This is a genomic window from Pseudorhodoplanes sp. (assembly GCF_059499825.1).
This window is the reverse complement of the sequence record NZ_JCABZI010000005.1, coordinates 482,670-497,780: the sequence shown is the minus strand read 5'-3', so window position 1 is coordinate 497,780 and position 15,111 is coordinate 482,670. Positions and strand designations below refer to the sequence as shown.

The following is a 15,111-nucleotide window of genomic DNA, read 5'->3' as shown; positions in this document are numbered from 1 at the left end:
CGAACTGCCGCCGGTCGAATCATGACGGTCGCGAGACGGAACTTTCTGCGGCCGGATTCATTGAGCCCGACTAGCATGTACACCATGTAAGAGTTCGGCTGGGAAATTGTCCATGCGATCCACCACTTTGCGCGACTTGGGCGCTTCGCACGATTTGCAGGAGCGGAGACAGCACTGGCGTGACACCTTCCACGCGGTGCGTCGCGAGACGGAATCGCGGGCCTCGCATCTGTCTGCCGAAGACCAGATCGTGCAATCGATGGCGGACGCGAGTCCGACCAAGTGGCACCGCGCCCATGTCACCTGGTTCTTTGAGACGTTCCTGCTGGTACCCTTTGCCCGCGACTACCGGATTTTCGACGAGCGTTTCCCGTTTCTGTTCAATTCCTATTACGTCGCCGCAGGTCCGCGCCATGCGCGTCCGCAGCGCGGATTGATCACACGCCCGGATGCGAAGGATGTGACTGCCTACCGCGCGCATGTCGACGCCGCCATCGAACGGCTGATCGACAGCGCGGATGAAGAGGCGGCGCGGCAGATTTTTCCAATCCTTGAGATCGGGTTGAACCACGAACAGCAGCATCAGGAATTGCTGCTGACCGATATCCTGCATGCCTTTGCGCAGAACCCGACCCATCCGGTCTACGACGAAAGCTGGTCGATGCCTGCGGCGCAGACAGGCGAGACATATGCCGATATTCCGCCCGGCATTCACCAGATCGGACACCAGGACGACGGCTTCCATTTCGATAATGAGGCGCCACAGCATCGCGTCCTGACGCAGCCGGTGCGGATAGCGCGTGGGCTTGTCACCAATGCGCAGTGGATCGAATTCATCTGCGATGGCGGCTACGCGACACCGGCGCTGTGGCTGTCCGATGGATGGGCGATGCGGGAAGCGGAGGACTGGCAGGCGCCGGGCTACTGGCTTGAGATCGATGGCGTCTGGCACGCCATGGGTTTGGGCGGCTTGCGCGCAATCGATCCCGCGGCACCGGTGATGCACGTCAGTTATTATGAGGCTGACGCTTTTGCGCGCTGGGCCGGCAAGGACCTGCCGACCGAGGCCGAATGGGAGATTGCCGCGCGTCATGACCTGATCGACGATGCCTTCGGCATCGTGTGGCAATGGACCCGCAGCGCCTATCTGCCCTATCCGGGCTACCGCGCCGCCGAAGGCGCGCTCGGCGAATACAACGGCAAGTTCATGATCAACCAGATGGTGTTGCGTGGCTCTTCACTCGCGACACCGAACGGGCATGCGCGGCTGACCTATCGCAATTTCTTTCAACCGCCGGCGCGCTGGCAATTTACCGGGCTCAGGCTCGCGGAGTATCAGTAGTCATGGCCTATAAACCCGGAGCGCTTACGGCTCCGCTCGCGGCCGGTGCCGCGCGCGGACGCGAAACCGAAACCTTTGTGCATGACGTGATGGCAGGACTGTCCGCCACGCCAAAGCGGCTCGCTCCGAAGTATTTTTATGATAGCGAAGGTTCGCGGCTGTTCGAGGACATCACGCAGACGCGGGAATATTACCCGACCCGCAGCGAGCATGAGATCCTTCGCTTGCAGGCGGGCGCGATTGTGCAACATTTTCCGACCGGCGCGGCGCTGGTCGAATTCGGCAGCGGCGCCTGCATCAAGGTTCGCTTTCTCTTGGACGCGGCGCGTAAACTCAAAGCCTATGTGCCGGTCGACATATCGGGCGATTTTCTGGCCGAAGAGGCTGCGGCGCTGCGCAAGGATTATCCCACGCTTTCGATCCTTCCGGTGGCGGCGGATTTCATGAAGCCGTTCGCACTGCCGGACGAAGTGGCTGACTTGCCGAAGGTCGGATTCTTCCCGGGATCGACGATCGGCAATTTCGAGCCGCACGAGGCGTGCACCTTCCTGCGGCATGCGGGTACGATCCTCGGCGCCGGTGCAGTGATGATTGTGGGCGTCGATCTGATCAAGGACGAGACGGTTCTGAACGCCGCCTATAACGACTCGTCCGGTGTGACCGCAAAATTCAACCTGAATCTGCTGCGCCGCATCAATCGCGAACTGGGTGGCAATTTCAAGCTCGACGCATTCGAACACCACGCCTTCTACAATCGAGAGCGCAAGCGGGTCGAGATGCATCTCGCCAGCCGCGTCCGGCAGAAGGTGACGGTCGCGGGATCCACGTTCGAACTTCGGGCGGGTGAAACGATTCATACGGAGAACAGCTACAAGTACAGCCGGGAATCGTTCGCCGCTCTGGCGCGCGGGGCGGGTTGGACCATGCTCTCGAGCTGGACCGACGCCAAAGGCAATTTCGCGGTCTGCGCGCTGGCATTGCCCGCGTCATCCTGAGTGATGCCGGCGGGCTGTATGCCGGCGGGCCGGTAAGGCCTTGCTCAGACAGGCTTGATTGGTGAGGCTTGGCGATCCCGGTGCGAGCGGCTAAACAGGCCGCCCGGACAATACGGTCCGTCACCCAGACAATCAGGATTTCCGCCTCATGAAGATCGTCGGTTTCGAGCTCGACAGACAACTGCATCTCGGCGTCGTGGACGGCGACCAGGTGATCGACCTCCAGGCTGTCGATCCGAAAATCCCTGCCGATCTCGGCCAGGTGCTGGCGCGTTCAGGCGGCGATCTGTCCGGCATTGCCGATGCCGCGAAAAAGGCGCCGACATCGGCGCGGCGCCCGCTTGAGGGGATCAAGTACACGTTGCCGGTCGCCAATCCCGGCAAGATCGTTTGCCTCGGTCTCAACTATCTCGAACACGCCAAGGAGGGCGGCCACCAAAAGCCGACCGCGCCGTCGATCTTCATGCGCTGCGGCACTTCGCTGGTGCCGCACAACATGCCGATCATCCGGCCGCTGGTATCGGAGACGCTCGATTACGAATGCGAATTGCTGATCGTGATCGGCAAGCAGGCCAAGCATCTGACGATGGACAACGCCTATTCCTGCATCGCCGGCTATTCCTGCTTCAACGACGGCTCGATCCGGCAATTCCAGCGCCGCACCGCGCAATGGGATATGGGCAAGAATTTCGACATGACCGGCGGTTTCGGACCGTGGATGGTGACGGCCGACGAACTGCCGCCCGGCGCTGTCGGCCTGAAGATCGAGACCCGGCTGAACGGCAAGGTGCTGCAATCCGACAATACCGCGAACATGCTGTTCCCCGTCGCGGAGACCCTGGTCGATATTAGCCAAGGCATGACGCTGATGCCGGGCGACGTGATCGTCACCGGTACGCCGTCGGGTGTCGGACACGCTCGCAAGCCCCAGCTCTGGATGAAGCATGGCGATGTCTGCGAGATCGACATCGAGGGTGTCGGCATCCTGGTCAATCCGATCGAGGACGAGAAGAAAGCCTGATGCAAGCGCGCGCGCTCGCGACGCTCCTGGTCGCGCTCGTCTTCGCAACGCCCGGCGCTGCGCAGACGCGCGGCCAAGGCGAGCGCGCGCAACGAGCGGGTGAGATCGCGATCGGTGTCGGTCACGGCATCGGTTTCCTGCCGCTGTTCATTGCGCAGGACCTTCGCCTCCTCGACAAGCATGCCAGAGCGAACGGACTGAACGGCAAACTTGCGCTGCGGCGGTTTCCAGCCGCGGCGCCGATGCGTCAGGCGCTGGCCACGGGCGAGATCGCGGCCGGCGCCTATGGATTGCCGGCCTTTCTGCTGGCCCGCGACGCCGCGCGACAGACGCCGCAGGAATTGCTCGTTGTGTCGGGCCTCACCACGCTGCCACTCGTGCTCCTGACCGCGCGCCCGAACATACGCGCGATCAATGACCTGAAGCCCGCCGACAAGATCGCGGTGCCGATGCTGACCGCGCCGCAGGTGAGCTATCTGTCGATGCAGACCCATCCATGGTTCGGCCGCGAGCGGTTGCGCCAGCAATTGGTGGTGATGCCGCATCAGGAATCGCTGGATGCCCTGACCGAGGGCAAGAGTATCGCGGCCTATTTCTCCTCGCCGCCCTTCACCCAGATTGCGCTCAAGGACTCCAAGGTCCGCGCAGTCACATCATCGGTTGACATCATGGGGGGTAAGACCTCGTTTCTGGTGATGGCCTCTCCGAAATCCGCTCTGACGTCGCATCCGAAGCTTCCGGAGGTTCTGGCGAAAGCGATCGAGGAAGCCTCGACCATCATCCGCAACGATCCGCGCCGTGCGGCCATGATCTGGCTGAAATGGGAACCGTCGCACACGCTGGATGCGCGCACGGTCGAGGGCATCCTGCGCGACCTCAAGGACGAGTTCGGCAACGGCGTGTTCGGCGTGGAAGCGACGGCGACCTATCTGCGGCGCGACAACCGGTTGAAAGACAGAGTATCGACCTGGAAAGACGTGGTTGCGCCCGCGGTCGCTGCCGGGCAGGGGTCCTGAGCATGGCGCTTGTTGATGCCGCAAAGCTGACGGCCTTCGTTGCCGATATTTTTGCCGCGCTCGGTTCGTCACAGGAAGAAGCCACGCGGATCGGACGCTGTCTGGTCAATGCCAATCTGACCGGACATGACAGTCACGGCGTCGCCCGCGTGCCGCGCTACGCCACCTGGCGGCGGGACGGCCTGATCGTCGCCGACCAGACCGTGCAGCGTGCGGTCGACATTCCGGTGCTTGCGATCCTCGACGGGCAATTCGGATTCGGCCAGACCATCGCGCCGCAGGCGGTGTCGCTCGGCGTCGAGAAATGCCGTGAGCATGGCTTGTCCGCGATCGGGCTGCGTCACTCCGGACATGTCGGGCGGGTCGGCGAATGGGCCGAGATGGCGGCCGAGCAGGGCATCGTATCGGTGCATTTCGTCAATGTCGCGGGCTCGGTGCTGGTCGCGCCGTTCGGTGGCATCGATCGGCGGTTCTCTACTGCACCGGTCTGCATCGGCATGCCGCGTTCGGCAGGCTTACCGGTCATTCTCGACTTTGCGACCTCGCTGGTGGCCGAAGGCAAGGTGCTGGTCGCAAGTCAGGGCGGCAAGGCGCTGCCGGCCGATGCGCTCGTGTCCGCGGAGGGGCGGGCGAGCAGCGACCCGCACGAACTTTACGGCGATTACGATCCGGCCTCCGGGATCCGCTATCACAAGAAGGGAAGGGGCGCGTTGCGCGCCTTCGGCGATCACAAGGGATCGGGCCTCGCGCTGATGTGTGAATTGCTCGGCGGCGCGTTGACCGGTAATGGCGCCTCCGATCCGGAAAAGCGCTGGTCGCAAGGCATGTTCTCGTTCTATGTCGATCCGCAGCGGGTCGACCCGGAACAATTGTTGCCGGCCGAATTGTCGCGGTTTCTGGCCTACGTAAAAGCTGCAAAGCCGATCGATGCCAATGAGCCGGTCTTGTTGCCGGGCGAACCGGAGGCGCGGCGCCGCGCCGATCGGCTGAAAGGCGGCATCCCGCTGACCGAAGAAACCTGCGACGCATTGAACGCCACCGCGCGTTCGGTCGGCCTGGACGATCGGCTGCTGGCCTAGAGCGTTTTCGAGCGAAGTGGGTACCGGATCGCGTTGAGAAAGCGCGTCAACGCAAGTGTTCTGACAGCGACACGGTTTGGAACGGAGAGGCCGGCATCCCGGCCTGTGCTGTGACGGGCATCTCCCGCTCCCTCTTATATGTCGCGATCATATCGGCATGCAGGGCGTGGCCGAGGGCGGCTGCGGCGGAACGCAATTCGCGGCGGAACGCAACATTCTGGCTTTCGGTGAAGCGGGCTGTCGGTACCGCGAGATTGACCGTGCCCAGGACATCTCCGTCCTTGATGACGGCGGTCGAGATGCCGGTAATTCCGGGGGTGAATTCTTCGCGCGAATAGGCGAAGCCGTCCTGCCGTACTGCGCTGACCTGTTTGCGCAATGTATTTTTCGATTGCAGCGTGTGCGCGGTGATCCGCTGCAATTCGACCCGATCGAGATAGGCGCCGAGTTCGTCGTTGCTCAAACGCGACAGTACGATCTTTCCCGACGAGACCGCATAGAGCGGCGCGCGCTCGCCGACCTTCATCGTGAAGGCCAATGCCTGACGACCCATCGCTGTGGCGACTGCCTCGACGCTGTCGCCGACCCAGACGTTGAAGCCGGAGGTTTCGTTCAGCAGGTCGCTCAAGGATCGCAAATGCGGCAGCACGGCCGCCGCGAGAGTGGGGCCTTTCAGCCGTGCCGCGAGGAGCGCGACACGCTGGCCAAGGCGATAGCGCCCGCCCGATCCATCCTGCTCCAGATAGCCGCGCGCCAGCAGATTGTTGAGAAGATGAAACAGGCTCGAGCGCGGCACGTGCAGATCGGCCAGCAGACGCGAGAAGGTGGGCGGTTCTGCCGCATCCGCCACGTACTCAAGGATGTCGAGTGCGCGGTTGGCTGACTTGACAGCGGCGTCCGACTTCGGTTTCATTTATGAAATTAGTTCATATATGTGAACTACGGTCAAGTCGTGCCGCGCGGGCGAGCTCCGCTGGCGGCAAGACCGGCCAAGCCACGCCTCGCATGCGGGACTGCGAGGTGGTTCAACAAACAGAAACCGGGAGGATCGGGATGAATCGGACACTTCGGCTTGCGTTGGTGGCGGCAGGACTGGGCCTTGCACTCGGCGTCGGTCCGGCAAGCGCGCAGGAATGGCCGACGCGAACCGTGAAGTTTCTGGTGCCCTACGGACCCGGCGGCGGCACCGACATCGTGAGCCGCATCATCGCGCAGCAATTGCAGGAAACGCTCGGCCAGAATTTCGTGGTCGAGAACAAGCCGGGTGCGGGCTCCACGATCGGCGCCGATTCGGTCGCGAAGGCTGACAAGGACGGCTATACGGTCCTCGTCCTCAGCAACGCGCATGCGGTTGCAGGCGCGCTCTACAAGAAGCTGCCCTACGACTCGGTGAAGAGCTTCGAAATGGCGACGCAGATCGGTACCGTGCCGCTGCTGCTCGTGGCATCGCCGAAATTCGAGGCCAAGGATGTCAAGGACGTTGTTGCGCAGGCCAAGGCGAGCCCCGGCAAATACAATTACGGCGCCGCCGGCGGCGTCGGCACCACCCAGCATTTCGCCGGCGAATTGTTCCGCGTCCAGACCGACACCGACATCAAGCACATCCCCTACAAGACGACGCCGGACGTTGTGACCGCACTGATGCAGGGCGACGTGCAACTCACCTTCGAACTGCTTCCCGCGGTTCGCGGGCAGATCGCCTCCGGCAACGTCAAGCCGCTGGCAGTCACGTCCTCGGAGCGCAATCCGGCTTATCCGGATCTGCCGACGCTCGCGGAAGCGGGCGTGCCCGGCTACGACGTCACCAGCTGGTATGGCTTCGCGATGCCGGCAGGCACGCCGAAGCCGGTGGTCGACAAGTTCACCAAGGCGGTCCACGAGGTGCTCGCCAAGGACGAGGTGAAGCAGGCGATCGCCAAGACCGGCATCGTGGTCAAGCCCTCGACCAACGAGGAGCTGACCAAACACGTTTCTTCCGAGATCGCCAAATGGAGCGATCTCATGAAAAAGGCGGGCATCGAGCAGCGCTAAGACTGGCAACCCGTCCAGAGGGGGCAAAGGCCGGCACCGGGTGCCGGCCTTTGCTTTTCATGCAGATGACTTTTCCGCCCGGCACCGCTATCAAGCGGCCTGCCGGGCAACCCCTGTCCACGATTGATCGTCCCAAGAGGTATCCGAAATGTCGAATGTGATCACCATTTGCGGCTCGCTGCGCAAAGCCTCGTTCAATCGCATGCTGGCGAACGCGCTGCCGGGCCTCGCGCCGGCGGGGATGAGCATCAAGGCGTCGCCAACGATCGAAATGCCGCTCTACAACGCGGATCTCCAGGCCGAGGGCTTTCCGCCCGCCGCGACGGCGCTGGCCGATGCCATTCGTGCCGCCGATGGCGTGATCATCGTGACGCCGGAATATAATTACTCGGTTCCGGGAGCACTGAAGAACGCGATCGACTGGGTGTCCCGCATGAAGGATCAGCCCTTCGTCAACAAGCCGGTCTGTCTGCAATCTGCATCGATGGGGCCGCTGGGCGGCGCCCGCATGCAATATCACGCCCGCACGATCATGGTGTTTCTCGACGCCTTCGTGTTCAACAAGCCGGAAATCTTCGTCGGCGCCGCGCAAACCAAGTTCGACGACAAGACCGGCGAGCTGAAGGACGAAGCCACCGCCACCATCATCAAGCAGCAGCTCGAGGGCTTCGAGAAATTCATCGAGCGCCACAAGCATCACAAGGGCTGAGGCTCTGCGATGTCGAATAGCCTCAACATCGTCACCATCTGCGGCAGCCTGCGCAAGAATTCCTACAATGCGAGCCTTGCGCGGCTGCTGCCATCGCTGGTGCCCCCCGACATGACCATCACGGCGGCGCCGGGCTATGCCAGCTTCCCGCATTTCAATCAGGATCTGCCGGTGCCGGCCGATGTGATGGTGCTGGCCGACGCGGTGCGCGCGGCCGACGGCGTCATCATCGTCTCGCCGGAATACGGCTGGACCATTCCCGGCGCACTCAAGAACGCGCTGGACTGGATATCGAAGACCAAGGACCAGCCGTTCAAGGACAAGCCGATTGCGCTGCAATCGGCATCGGTCGGCCCGCTCGGCGCCTCGCGCATGCAGTACCACATGCGTCAGACGCTGGCCGCGATCGACGCACTGGTCTTCATCAAGCCAGAAGTGCAGATCGCCTTCGCCAAGGACAAGTTCGATGCCGAGACCGTGGCGCTGAAGGACCAGCCCAGCATCGACCTCATCAAGCAGCAGCTCGAGGCGTTCGGCACATTCGTGCGGCGGGTAAAGCTGTAGCGAAATAACCCGCTGGCCATATAATCCCGTTCGTCCCCGCGAATGCGGGGACCCAGGGCCACGAGCACTGGGATGCCCGCTTCGCGGGAATGAACGAAGTTTGTGGCTGTCTACGCGCTCTTGGCCGCCCGGTTCGGAAACACCTGCGGCCGCATCGATGGATGCGCTGCGCGCCCACGCGGCGGGTATTCCGTCTCGACGCCGAGTTCTTCTGCGGCATGCCAGGCCCAGCGCGGGTCGTACAGCGCGCCACGTGCGATCGCGATCAGGTCGGCCTGGCCGGATGCCACGATCTCCTCGGCCTGGCGCGCCTGCGTGATCAGGCCGACAGTCATGGTCGGGATCTGCGCTTCACGACGAACCTTCTCCGACAGCGGCGCGTTGTAGCCCGGCGCGAAGGGTATCTTCTGACGCAGATCGACCTGCCCGCTCGACACGTCGACATAATCGCAGCCGAGCTTTTTCAGCTCTTTCGCAAAAACCACGGCGTCCTCGATCGTGGTGCCGCCCTCGACCCAATCGACCGACGAGATGCGGATGCCCATCGGCTTGTCCTTCGGCCATACCGCCCTGCAGGCGGCGAAGATTTCGAGCGGATAGCGCATCCGGTTCTCGAGCGAGCCGCCGTATTCGTCCGTGCGCTGGTTGGCGAGCGGCGAAAAGAACTCGCTCAGCAGATAGCCGTGACCGCCGTGAATCTCGAGAAGATCGTAGCCCACCCGATCGGCGCGCTGCACCGCGCTGACGAACTCATCCGTCACCTGTTTCAGGTCGGTTTTGGTCATCGCGCGCGGGATGTGCCAGCCTTCACCAAATGGGATCGCTGAGGGCGCCAGCGTTTCCCAGGCGCCTTCTTCAAGCTTGAGAGGCCTTGCGCCCTGACCCGGCGGCGTCGTCGAGGCCTTGCGGCCGGCATGTCCGACCTGGATGCCCTGCTTGGCAACGCCGATCGATTTGCAGAAATCGATGACGCGCTTCAGCGCCGTCTCGTTCTCGTCCGAATAAAGGCCGGCGCATTTGTAGGAAATGCGACCGACGCGGCTGACCATCGTCATCTCGGTCATCACCAGGCCGGCGGCGCCGATCGAAAAGCTCCCGAGATGCTGGATGTGCCAGTCGGTCGCCGACCCGTCGTCCGATGCATATTGGCACATCGGCGAGACCACGATGCGGTTCGCAAGAGTCAATCCCCGCATGGTGAAGGGCGAGAACAGAACGGATGTCATTGTCGCAATCCCCCGATGTCTGACGACCTGCTTTGCCGACTAGATTCCCTTGCCTTCCAGCCAGCCCCGGCCACGTGCATAAAGCGCTTCGAGCTCGGGACCGTCCAGCCCCGGCATGTCGCGCTTCACCTTGTAGCCGATCTTGTGCTGCAGATAGGCGAGGTGGCGATAGCCTTCCGGATAAAGCTTCAGGATATTCTGATCGAGATTCAGCTTGGCGCCCGGGTCGACTGGGTCACAGCGGTCCATTTCGTAGATCGGCTGACGCAGCACCAGGCCCCACTGGCTGAAGCGGTTCTCCAGGAAATCGTAGAACCGGCCGGTGCAAACCACGTCGCACAGAACGCCGTCGACCAGCCCGCGCTGCGTGATCGTCATCTTGGTTTGCGCAATGGCGCGGTGTGTATTGATGTCGATATGCATGCCGCCGAGGAAATGCAGGATGCGCACGCCCTTGTCGTAGCCTTCCTGGCTCACCTTGATGAACTCGTCGGCCGTGCCCTGAAACCAGGTGGCCTGCATCACGCCATCCTCGTGCCAGACCTTGCGGAACTCATCCCACAACCGTGCATCGCGCAGGACGGCCCAGTTCTCGATCAGTTCACGGATGGCGAGGCGGTCTTCGGTACGGGAGGTCATATTGCGCTTTCTTCCTGCAACGGTGCATAACTCAGCGGACTTCTAAAGGCTGGGACAGACATGGCAAGAACTGAGCTCGGAAGACTGGCAGGACGGACCGCGATCGTCACCGGTGGCGCGAAGGGGATCGGGCGGCATTATTCAGAAGCCTTGGCGGCCGAGGGCGCGGGCGTCGTAATCGCCGATATTTCAGGTGGTGAAGAGGCGGCGGCCGAAATTGCCGCAAAATACGGCGCCAACGCCACCATGAGTGTGACCTGCGACGTCAGCCGGGAGGACCAGGTCAAGGCGCTGATGGCCAAGGCCGTCGAGCGGTTCGGCAAGATCGATATTCTGGTCAACAATGCCGCGCTGTTCGCGCCCCTGCAGCATACCAAGGTGCAGGACATCGACGTCGAGCTCTGGGACAAGGTGTTCGCCGTCAATGTGCGCGGCTCGTTCCTGACCGCGAAACACGCGGTTCCACACATGATGGCCCGCAAATACGGCAAGATCGTCAATATCGGGTCCGGGACGGTCTACAAGGGCCTGCCGGGCATGCTCCATTACACAGCGTCCAAGGGTGCGATTGCTACTTTTACGCGCACCCTGTCGCGCGAACTCGGCGAATACGGGATCTGCGTCAATACGCTCGCGCCGGGCCTGGTGATGAGCGAGACCCTGGTGGCGAGCGGGACCCATGACGACGCGCTCAAGGCCCGGGTGGTCGGCAGCCGCGCCTTCAAGCGCGACCAGATCCCCCAGGACCTGCTTGGGGCGCTGATTTTTCTGTCGTCGCCGGACAGCGATTTCGTCACCGGGCAGACCATCGCGGTCGACGGCGGCTCGGTGAACACCTGACGCGCAGCGGGGCGGGATTTACCCATCCGGTGAAAAGGCCGAATGGCAGATATGCCGCGGTGGGCCGCCCCTAGGATCAGGGCCGATTTGCGACTATTGTCTGGGCAACCATCCAGAGAAATTAATGAGGAGGAATGCATGGCGACCGCTACCGCCGTCCAGCCGAACGATAAAAAGGCCAAGGTCTACGAGGGCAGCAAGGATCCCAAGCGGGCCGCCTTCTACGACAAGATTTCGCAGCGCGACATGGCGCCGCTGTGGGAGGTGCTGAAGGATCTCGTGGCCAAGAGCCCGAAATCCATCGCGGCCCCTGCCATCTGGCATTTCGACGAGGTGAAGCCGATGGTGGAGGAGGCCGGTGGCCTGCTCACCGCCGAGGAAGCCGAGCGCCGCGTGCTCGTCCTGGAAAACCCGGCTCTGCGCGGCCAGTCGCGCATCACCCCTTCGCTCTATGCCGGCTTGCAGTTGATCCTGCCGGGCGAGATTGCCGGCGCCCACCGCCACACCGCAGGCGCCATCCGCCTGATCCTGGACGGTGACGGCGCCTATACCCAGGTCGATGGCGAGAAGACGCTGATGAAATACGGCGACTTCGTCCTCACTCCGAGCTGGACCGCGCACGACCACGGCAACGAGTCGAAAAAGCCGATGATCTGGCTCGACGTGCTCGACGTGCCGACCATCAATTTCTTCGAGACCGCATTCTCGGAGCATCTCGATTCGGCGGTTCAGAACACCAAGTACACCGACAACGATTCGCTGTGGCGCTACGGCTCGGGCGTGCTGCCGGACGGCACCGACACTAAGAGGGAATCGCCGATCATCAACTATGCCTATGACCGGATTCGCCCGATCCTCGATCGGATGGCGAAGACCGACGAGGTCAACAAATATCACGGCTTCCGCATTCGCTACGCCAATCCGTTCAATGGCGGTTGGTCGACGCCGACCATGGGCGCGCATCTGTCGCTGTTGCCGAAGGGCTTCAAGGGCCAGCCCTATCGCTCGACCGACGGCACCATCTTCGCGTGCCTCGAAGGCAAGGGGCAGACAACGATCGACGGCGAAGTGTTCGAATGGGGACCGCGCGATGTGTTCGTGATCCCGTCCTGGAAGCAGTATTCGCACAAGGCCGATGATCAGAGCGTGCTGTTCTCGATCTCCGACCGGCCGATGCAGGAATCGCTCGGCATCTGGCGCGAAGTGAACTAGGCGGCAATCGTAGCCTGCAAACGAAAAGCCCCCGTGAGAGCGGGGGCTTTTTTGTTGCGGTCGTCGGCGCGAAAGTGGGGCGACAACGGCCTTACGGTTCGACCGAGAACCCGTCGCCTTCCAGCGTGATCCGGCCCTGCGCCGCATGTGCGGCCCATTTCGATGTCGCGGCGACACCGCCGAATGAAAAGTAGTGCACAGCGACTGTGCCAAGCGAGCCTGTCGCATTCTCGCCCGCCAGCACGCGGACGACGGAGTCCGGCGCGCTGACGCCGAACAGGTTCTTGACCAGTCCGGCATGTTTGGTGATGCCGCCAATCGACGCCTTAACGCCGCAGCGCTGCGCGTATTTCAACAGGGTCGTGAGATTGGTCGGGCCGGCAAGGCCGATGCGGATCGGGGCTTCGATCCCGAGATCGCGCATCTTCATGACCCAGCGGGTGATCGCCTGGGCGTCGAACCCGAACTGTGTGACGATGTCGGCCTCGAGCCCGCTCTGCTCCGCCGCCTCGATCTTTGCGACCAGCGCGCGATGCATGACGTCGTCCGCCACGACCGGATGGCCATCCGGGTGCCCGGCGATGCTGACATGGGTGATGCCATGTTGCTGCAGGATCCCGCTCTCGATGATCTCCAGCGAAGCCGTGAACGGGCCGGCGGAGTCGCCGCGATCGCCGGAGATGATCAGCACGCGCTTGACGCCGGCCTCCTGCGATAACCGACCGATCAGGGACGATAATTCATCCCGGCTCGTATAATTGCGCACGGCGATGTGCGGGATCGGCTCGAGACCGCATTGGCGCGTCATCGCCGATTGCTCGATCAACTCGGTCGATGGCCGCGTCGGGATGGCGCTGACATAGACGCGCGTGCCCGCGCCGGCCGTGTCGCGGATCGCTTCCAGATCGGTGAGTTTGGGCCGCGTCACCTCGACGGAGAAATCCGCGAGGAAAGCGCAGATCCCATCGACGGTGTCGGACTCAAAGCGCGGAGAGGGCTTTCGCAGCGGGGCGGCCATTGATCATTCTCTTCTTCGGGAAATGACGTAGGATTCGTCGTTGAACCAGAGGCCGTTGTGCTTGCGCAGGACTTCGCGGGTCGCATCGAGATAGCGACTGTCCTTCACCGCCTCGTTGAGCCGTTCGTCCTCGACCTGCGAGACATAGATCGCGGCATTCCACGCCGCGAGCACCGTCGAGGTGCCGATCGAACCGGTGACTTCGCTCGGCAGCGTATGCATGTCGTAGCGGAAGATCGCGCGGTTGTCGGAATAGGTATTGAAGTTCAGATCGCGTGCGGCCGGCCCGAGCGCCTTTTTCACTTCACGCAGGATCGCATGGCGGTCGGTCTGGAACGGATTGTCTCCGGGCCACACGCTTTGCACGATCTCGGCGGCCGGATCGTTGCCGCAGGAATGCATCGCGATCAGGCGCCCGCCGGGCCCCAGTGCACGGGCCAGTGGCGCGATCACCTTCTGCGCCTTGAATTCGGCCGAAGCGCGCGCGCGATAGGGTTGCGAAGCGATGACGAGATCGAAATCGGCATGCGCGGCGCCGCGGCGCGGGATGATCGGGTCGAGCAGGAATTTGTGGTCCTGCCGATAGATCACCAGGACGACGGGCCGCTCATAGACCGGGTTGCCGGTCTTCGGGCTCACGCCGGCCTTCCAGTTTTCCGAAAGGAAGTCCTGCAGCCCGGTGATCTGCTCTTCGAATTCGTGCGAGGTATTCCCGGTCAGCGCGACTTCGTTCCAGACCAGACTGTTGGCCGCAGCCGTTGACTTCACTGTCAGCCACGGGGCTTCCGAATAATACATGTTGGTGAGCACGAGCACGGTGGCGGGATGCTCGTACAGCCGGTCCGGCATCTTTTCGAGCGTCAGCCGGATGTCCTCGAGGCTGATCTCCTTGCCGGAAATATAGAACGGCATGTTCGAATAGCGGTGGTGCATCGCGCGCATGACGCGCGTCAGCACCGTGCCGTCGCCCAGGCCCGCATCGAACAGGCGGACGGCCGGCGGGCGCGGATGGATGTTGCTGAGTTCCTGCGAAACCTTGTTCGCAACGACCCACTTCTCGCTGCAGGTGTTCACGAACAGAAGATATTTCTGCCGGTTGTCGAAGAACCGGAATTCACGGTTGCCGTCATCGTTGGCATTGGCGGGCGCAGGCCTCGCCGGTACGGGATCGACGGTCGCCGGACGGGCACCACGCTCGATGATCATGGGACGCGCGCTTTCGTTTCCATTGTGGATGGTCATGAATGTGCGGATCCGATCGAGTGTCTCGGTGGTAATGCGCCCACCGTTGCGCAGCCGACTCGTGAGCTTTCCGTCGTTGACCGCTCTCCGCCCGAAGGTGGATTCGGCCAGCCCGGCCTGACGGCAATAGTCGGAAATTTCCTGCAGCAATTCGTGTGCGTTCATCGCACGTCCCTC

Annotated in this window: 15 protein-coding genes; 10 read left to right on the top strand and 5 right to left on the bottom strand. The window is 62.6% G+C overall.

Annotated elements, in window-relative coordinates; all coding sequences use genetic code 11:
• The first annotated feature begins 112 nt into the window (after positions 1-112).
• The 5 genes from egtB to AC5I5I_RS09565 all read left to right on the top strand — a co-directional run bounded on the left by egtB (position 113) and on the right by AC5I5I_RS09565 (position 5,453).
• Positions 113-1,342: an ergothioneine biosynthesis protein EgtB gene (egtB, locus tag AC5I5I_RS09585; protein WP_495972267.1), complete on the top strand. Its 1,230-nt coding sequence runs from the start codon at positions 113-115 to the stop codon at positions 1,340-1,342.
• A 2-nt stretch (positions 1,343-1,344) separates the two neighbouring features.
• On the top strand, positions 1,345-2,337 hold the full coding sequence (gene egtD / locus AC5I5I_RS09580; RefSeq protein WP_495972265.1) for an L-histidine N(alpha)-methyltransferase: 993 nt from the start codon (positions 1,345-1,347) through the stop codon (positions 2,335-2,337).
• A 148-nt stretch (positions 2,338-2,485) separates the two neighbouring features.
• Entirely contained in the window at positions 2,486-3,358 is an 873-nt protein-coding gene (locus tag AC5I5I_RS09575) for a fumarylacetoacetate hydrolase family protein (protein ID WP_495972263.1), read from the top strand.
• Positions 3,358-4,374 carry an ABC transporter substrate-binding protein gene (locus AC5I5I_RS09570; RefSeq protein WP_495972261.1) on the top strand — a complete coding sequence of 339 codons (1,017 nt, stop codon included), beginning with the start codon at positions 3,358-3,360 and terminating at the stop codon, positions 4,372-4,374. Before AC5I5I_RS09575 ends, AC5I5I_RS09570 begins: the two co-directional genes overlap by 1 nt.
• A gap of 2 nt (positions 4,375-4,376) precedes the next feature.
• Complete coding sequence (locus tag AC5I5I_RS09565) at positions 4,377-5,453, top strand: malate/lactate/ureidoglycolate dehydrogenase (RefSeq protein ID WP_495972259.1); 1,077 nt, start codon at positions 4,377-4,379, stop codon at positions 5,451-5,453.
• 46 nt (positions 5,454-5,499) lie between these two features.
• Here the strand turns inward: AC5I5I_RS09565 and AC5I5I_RS09560 are convergent, their stop codons facing one another.
• The gene (locus AC5I5I_RS09560) at positions 5,500-6,366 is read right to left on the bottom strand and encodes an IclR family transcriptional regulator (protein WP_495972257.1); all 867 of its coding nucleotides are present in this window, start codon (positions 6,364-6,366) and stop codon (positions 5,500-5,502) included.
• A gap of 140 nt (positions 6,367-6,506) precedes the next feature.
• Here AC5I5I_RS09560 and AC5I5I_RS09555 point away from each other — a divergent pair, with 140 nt between their 5' ends.
• The 3 genes from AC5I5I_RS09555 (at position 6,507) to AC5I5I_RS09545 (ending at position 8,757) form a co-directional block, all read left to right on the top strand.
• On the top strand, positions 6,507-7,484 hold the full coding sequence (locus tag AC5I5I_RS09555; RefSeq protein WP_495972255.1) for a Bug family tripartite tricarboxylate transporter substrate binding protein: 978 nt from the start codon (positions 6,507-6,509) through the stop codon (positions 7,482-7,484).
• A 148-nt stretch (positions 7,485-7,632) separates the two neighbouring features.
• Positions 7,633-8,193, top strand: a complete 561-nt coding sequence (locus tag AC5I5I_RS09550; protein ID WP_495972253.1) for an NADPH-dependent FMN reductase — start codon at positions 7,633-7,635, stop codon at positions 8,191-8,193.
• Positions 8,194-8,202: 9 nt separating this feature from the next.
• On the top strand, positions 8,203-8,757 hold the full coding sequence (locus AC5I5I_RS09545; RefSeq protein WP_495972251.1) for an NADPH-dependent FMN reductase: 555 nt from the start codon (positions 8,203-8,205) through the stop codon (positions 8,755-8,757).
• Between the two features lie 110 nt (positions 8,758-8,867).
• On the opposite strand, the gene AC5I5I_RS09540 is transcribed toward AC5I5I_RS09545, so the two are convergent.
• Together AC5I5I_RS09540 and AC5I5I_RS09535 are read right to left on the bottom strand one after the other, a co-directional pair.
• A complete protein-coding gene (locus tag AC5I5I_RS09540; protein ID WP_495972249.1) occupies positions 8,868-9,983 on the bottom strand; it encodes an NADH:flavin oxidoreductase/NADH oxidase in 1,116 nt (371 codons plus the stop codon).
• Between the two features lie 39 nt (positions 9,984-10,022).
• On the bottom strand, positions 10,023-10,622 hold the full coding sequence (locus AC5I5I_RS09535; protein ID WP_495972247.1) for a nuclear transport factor 2 family protein: 600 nt from the start codon (positions 10,620-10,622) through the stop codon (positions 10,023-10,025).
• Positions 10,623-10,682: 60 nt separating this feature from the next.
• On the opposite strand from AC5I5I_RS09535, the gene AC5I5I_RS09530 reads away from it, so the two are divergent.
• Both AC5I5I_RS09530 and gtdA read left to right on the top strand, forming a co-directional pair.
• Complete coding sequence (locus tag AC5I5I_RS09530; protein ID WP_495972245.1) at positions 10,683-11,462, top strand: SDR family NAD(P)-dependent oxidoreductase; 780 nt, start codon at positions 10,683-10,685, stop codon at positions 11,460-11,462.
• 138 nt (positions 11,463-11,600) lie between these two features.
• Positions 11,601-12,674 (top strand): gentisate 1,2-dioxygenase, encoded by a 1,074-nt coding sequence (gtdA, locus tag AC5I5I_RS09525; protein WP_495972243.1) that lies wholly within the window; start codon positions 11,601-11,603, stop codon positions 12,672-12,674.
• A 91-nt stretch (positions 12,675-12,765) separates the two neighbouring features.
• On the opposite strand, the gene AC5I5I_RS09520 is transcribed toward gtdA, so the two are convergent.
• Complete coding sequence (locus AC5I5I_RS09520) at positions 12,766-13,692, bottom strand: methylenetetrahydrofolate reductase (protein ID WP_495972241.1); 927 nt, start codon at positions 13,690-13,692, stop codon at positions 12,766-12,768.
• A gap of 3 nt (positions 13,693-13,695) precedes the next feature.
• Entirely contained in the window at positions 13,696-15,099 is a 1,404-nt protein-coding gene (locus AC5I5I_RS09515; RefSeq protein WP_495972239.1) for a hypothetical protein, read from the bottom strand.
• Positions 15,100-15,111: the final 12 nt, after the last annotated feature.

What these genes read in the sequence shown, in the direction of transcription:
- egtB (WP_495972267.1), top strand. Translation starts at nt 113, where the DNA reads ATGCGATCCACCACTTTGCGCGACTTGGGCGCTTCGCACGATTTGCAG.
- egtD (WP_495972265.1), top strand. Translation starts at nt 1,345, where the DNA reads ATGGCCTATAAACCCGGAGCGCTTACGGCTCCGCTCGCGGCCGGTGCC.
- AC5I5I_RS09575 (WP_495972263.1), top strand. Translation starts at nt 2,486, where the DNA reads ATGAAGATCGTCGGTTTCGAGCTCGACAGACAACTGCATCTCGGCGTC.
- AC5I5I_RS09570 (WP_495972261.1), top strand. Translation starts at nt 3,358, where the DNA reads ATGCAAGCGCGCGCGCTCGCGACGCTCCTGGTCGCGCTCGTCTTCGCA.
- AC5I5I_RS09565 (WP_495972259.1), top strand. Translation starts at nt 4,377, where the DNA reads ATGGCGCTTGTTGATGCCGCAAAGCTGACGGCCTTCGTTGCCGATATT.
- AC5I5I_RS09560 (WP_495972257.1), bottom strand. Translation starts at nt 6,366, where the DNA reads ATGAAACCGAAGTCGGACGCCGCTGTCAAGTCAGCCAACCGCGCACTC.
- AC5I5I_RS09555 (WP_495972255.1), top strand. Translation starts at nt 6,507, where the DNA reads ATGAATCGGACACTTCGGCTTGCGTTGGTGGCGGCAGGACTGGGCCTT.
- AC5I5I_RS09550 (WP_495972253.1), top strand. Translation starts at nt 7,633, where the DNA reads ATGTCGAATGTGATCACCATTTGCGGCTCGCTGCGCAAAGCCTCGTTC.
- AC5I5I_RS09545 (WP_495972251.1), top strand. Translation starts at nt 8,203, where the DNA reads ATGTCGAATAGCCTCAACATCGTCACCATCTGCGGCAGCCTGCGCAAG.
- AC5I5I_RS09540 (WP_495972249.1), bottom strand. Translation starts at nt 9,983, where the DNA reads ATGACATCCGTTCTGTTCTCGCCCTTCACCATGCGGGGATTGACTCTT.
- AC5I5I_RS09535 (WP_495972247.1), bottom strand. Translation starts at nt 10,622, where the DNA reads ATGACCTCCCGTACCGAAGACCGCCTCGCCATCCGTGAACTGATCGAG.
- AC5I5I_RS09530 (WP_495972245.1), top strand. Translation starts at nt 10,683, where the DNA reads ATGGCAAGAACTGAGCTCGGAAGACTGGCAGGACGGACCGCGATCGTC.
- gtdA (WP_495972243.1), top strand. Translation starts at nt 11,601, where the DNA reads ATGGCGACCGCTACCGCCGTCCAGCCGAACGATAAAAAGGCCAAGGTC.
- AC5I5I_RS09520 (WP_495972241.1), bottom strand. Translation starts at nt 13,692, where the DNA reads ATGGCCGCCCCGCTGCGAAAGCCCTCTCCGCGCTTTGAGTCCGACACC.
- AC5I5I_RS09515 (WP_495972239.1), bottom strand. Translation starts at nt 15,099, where the DNA reads ATGAACGCACACGAATTGCTGCAGGAAATTTCCGACTATTGCCGTCAG.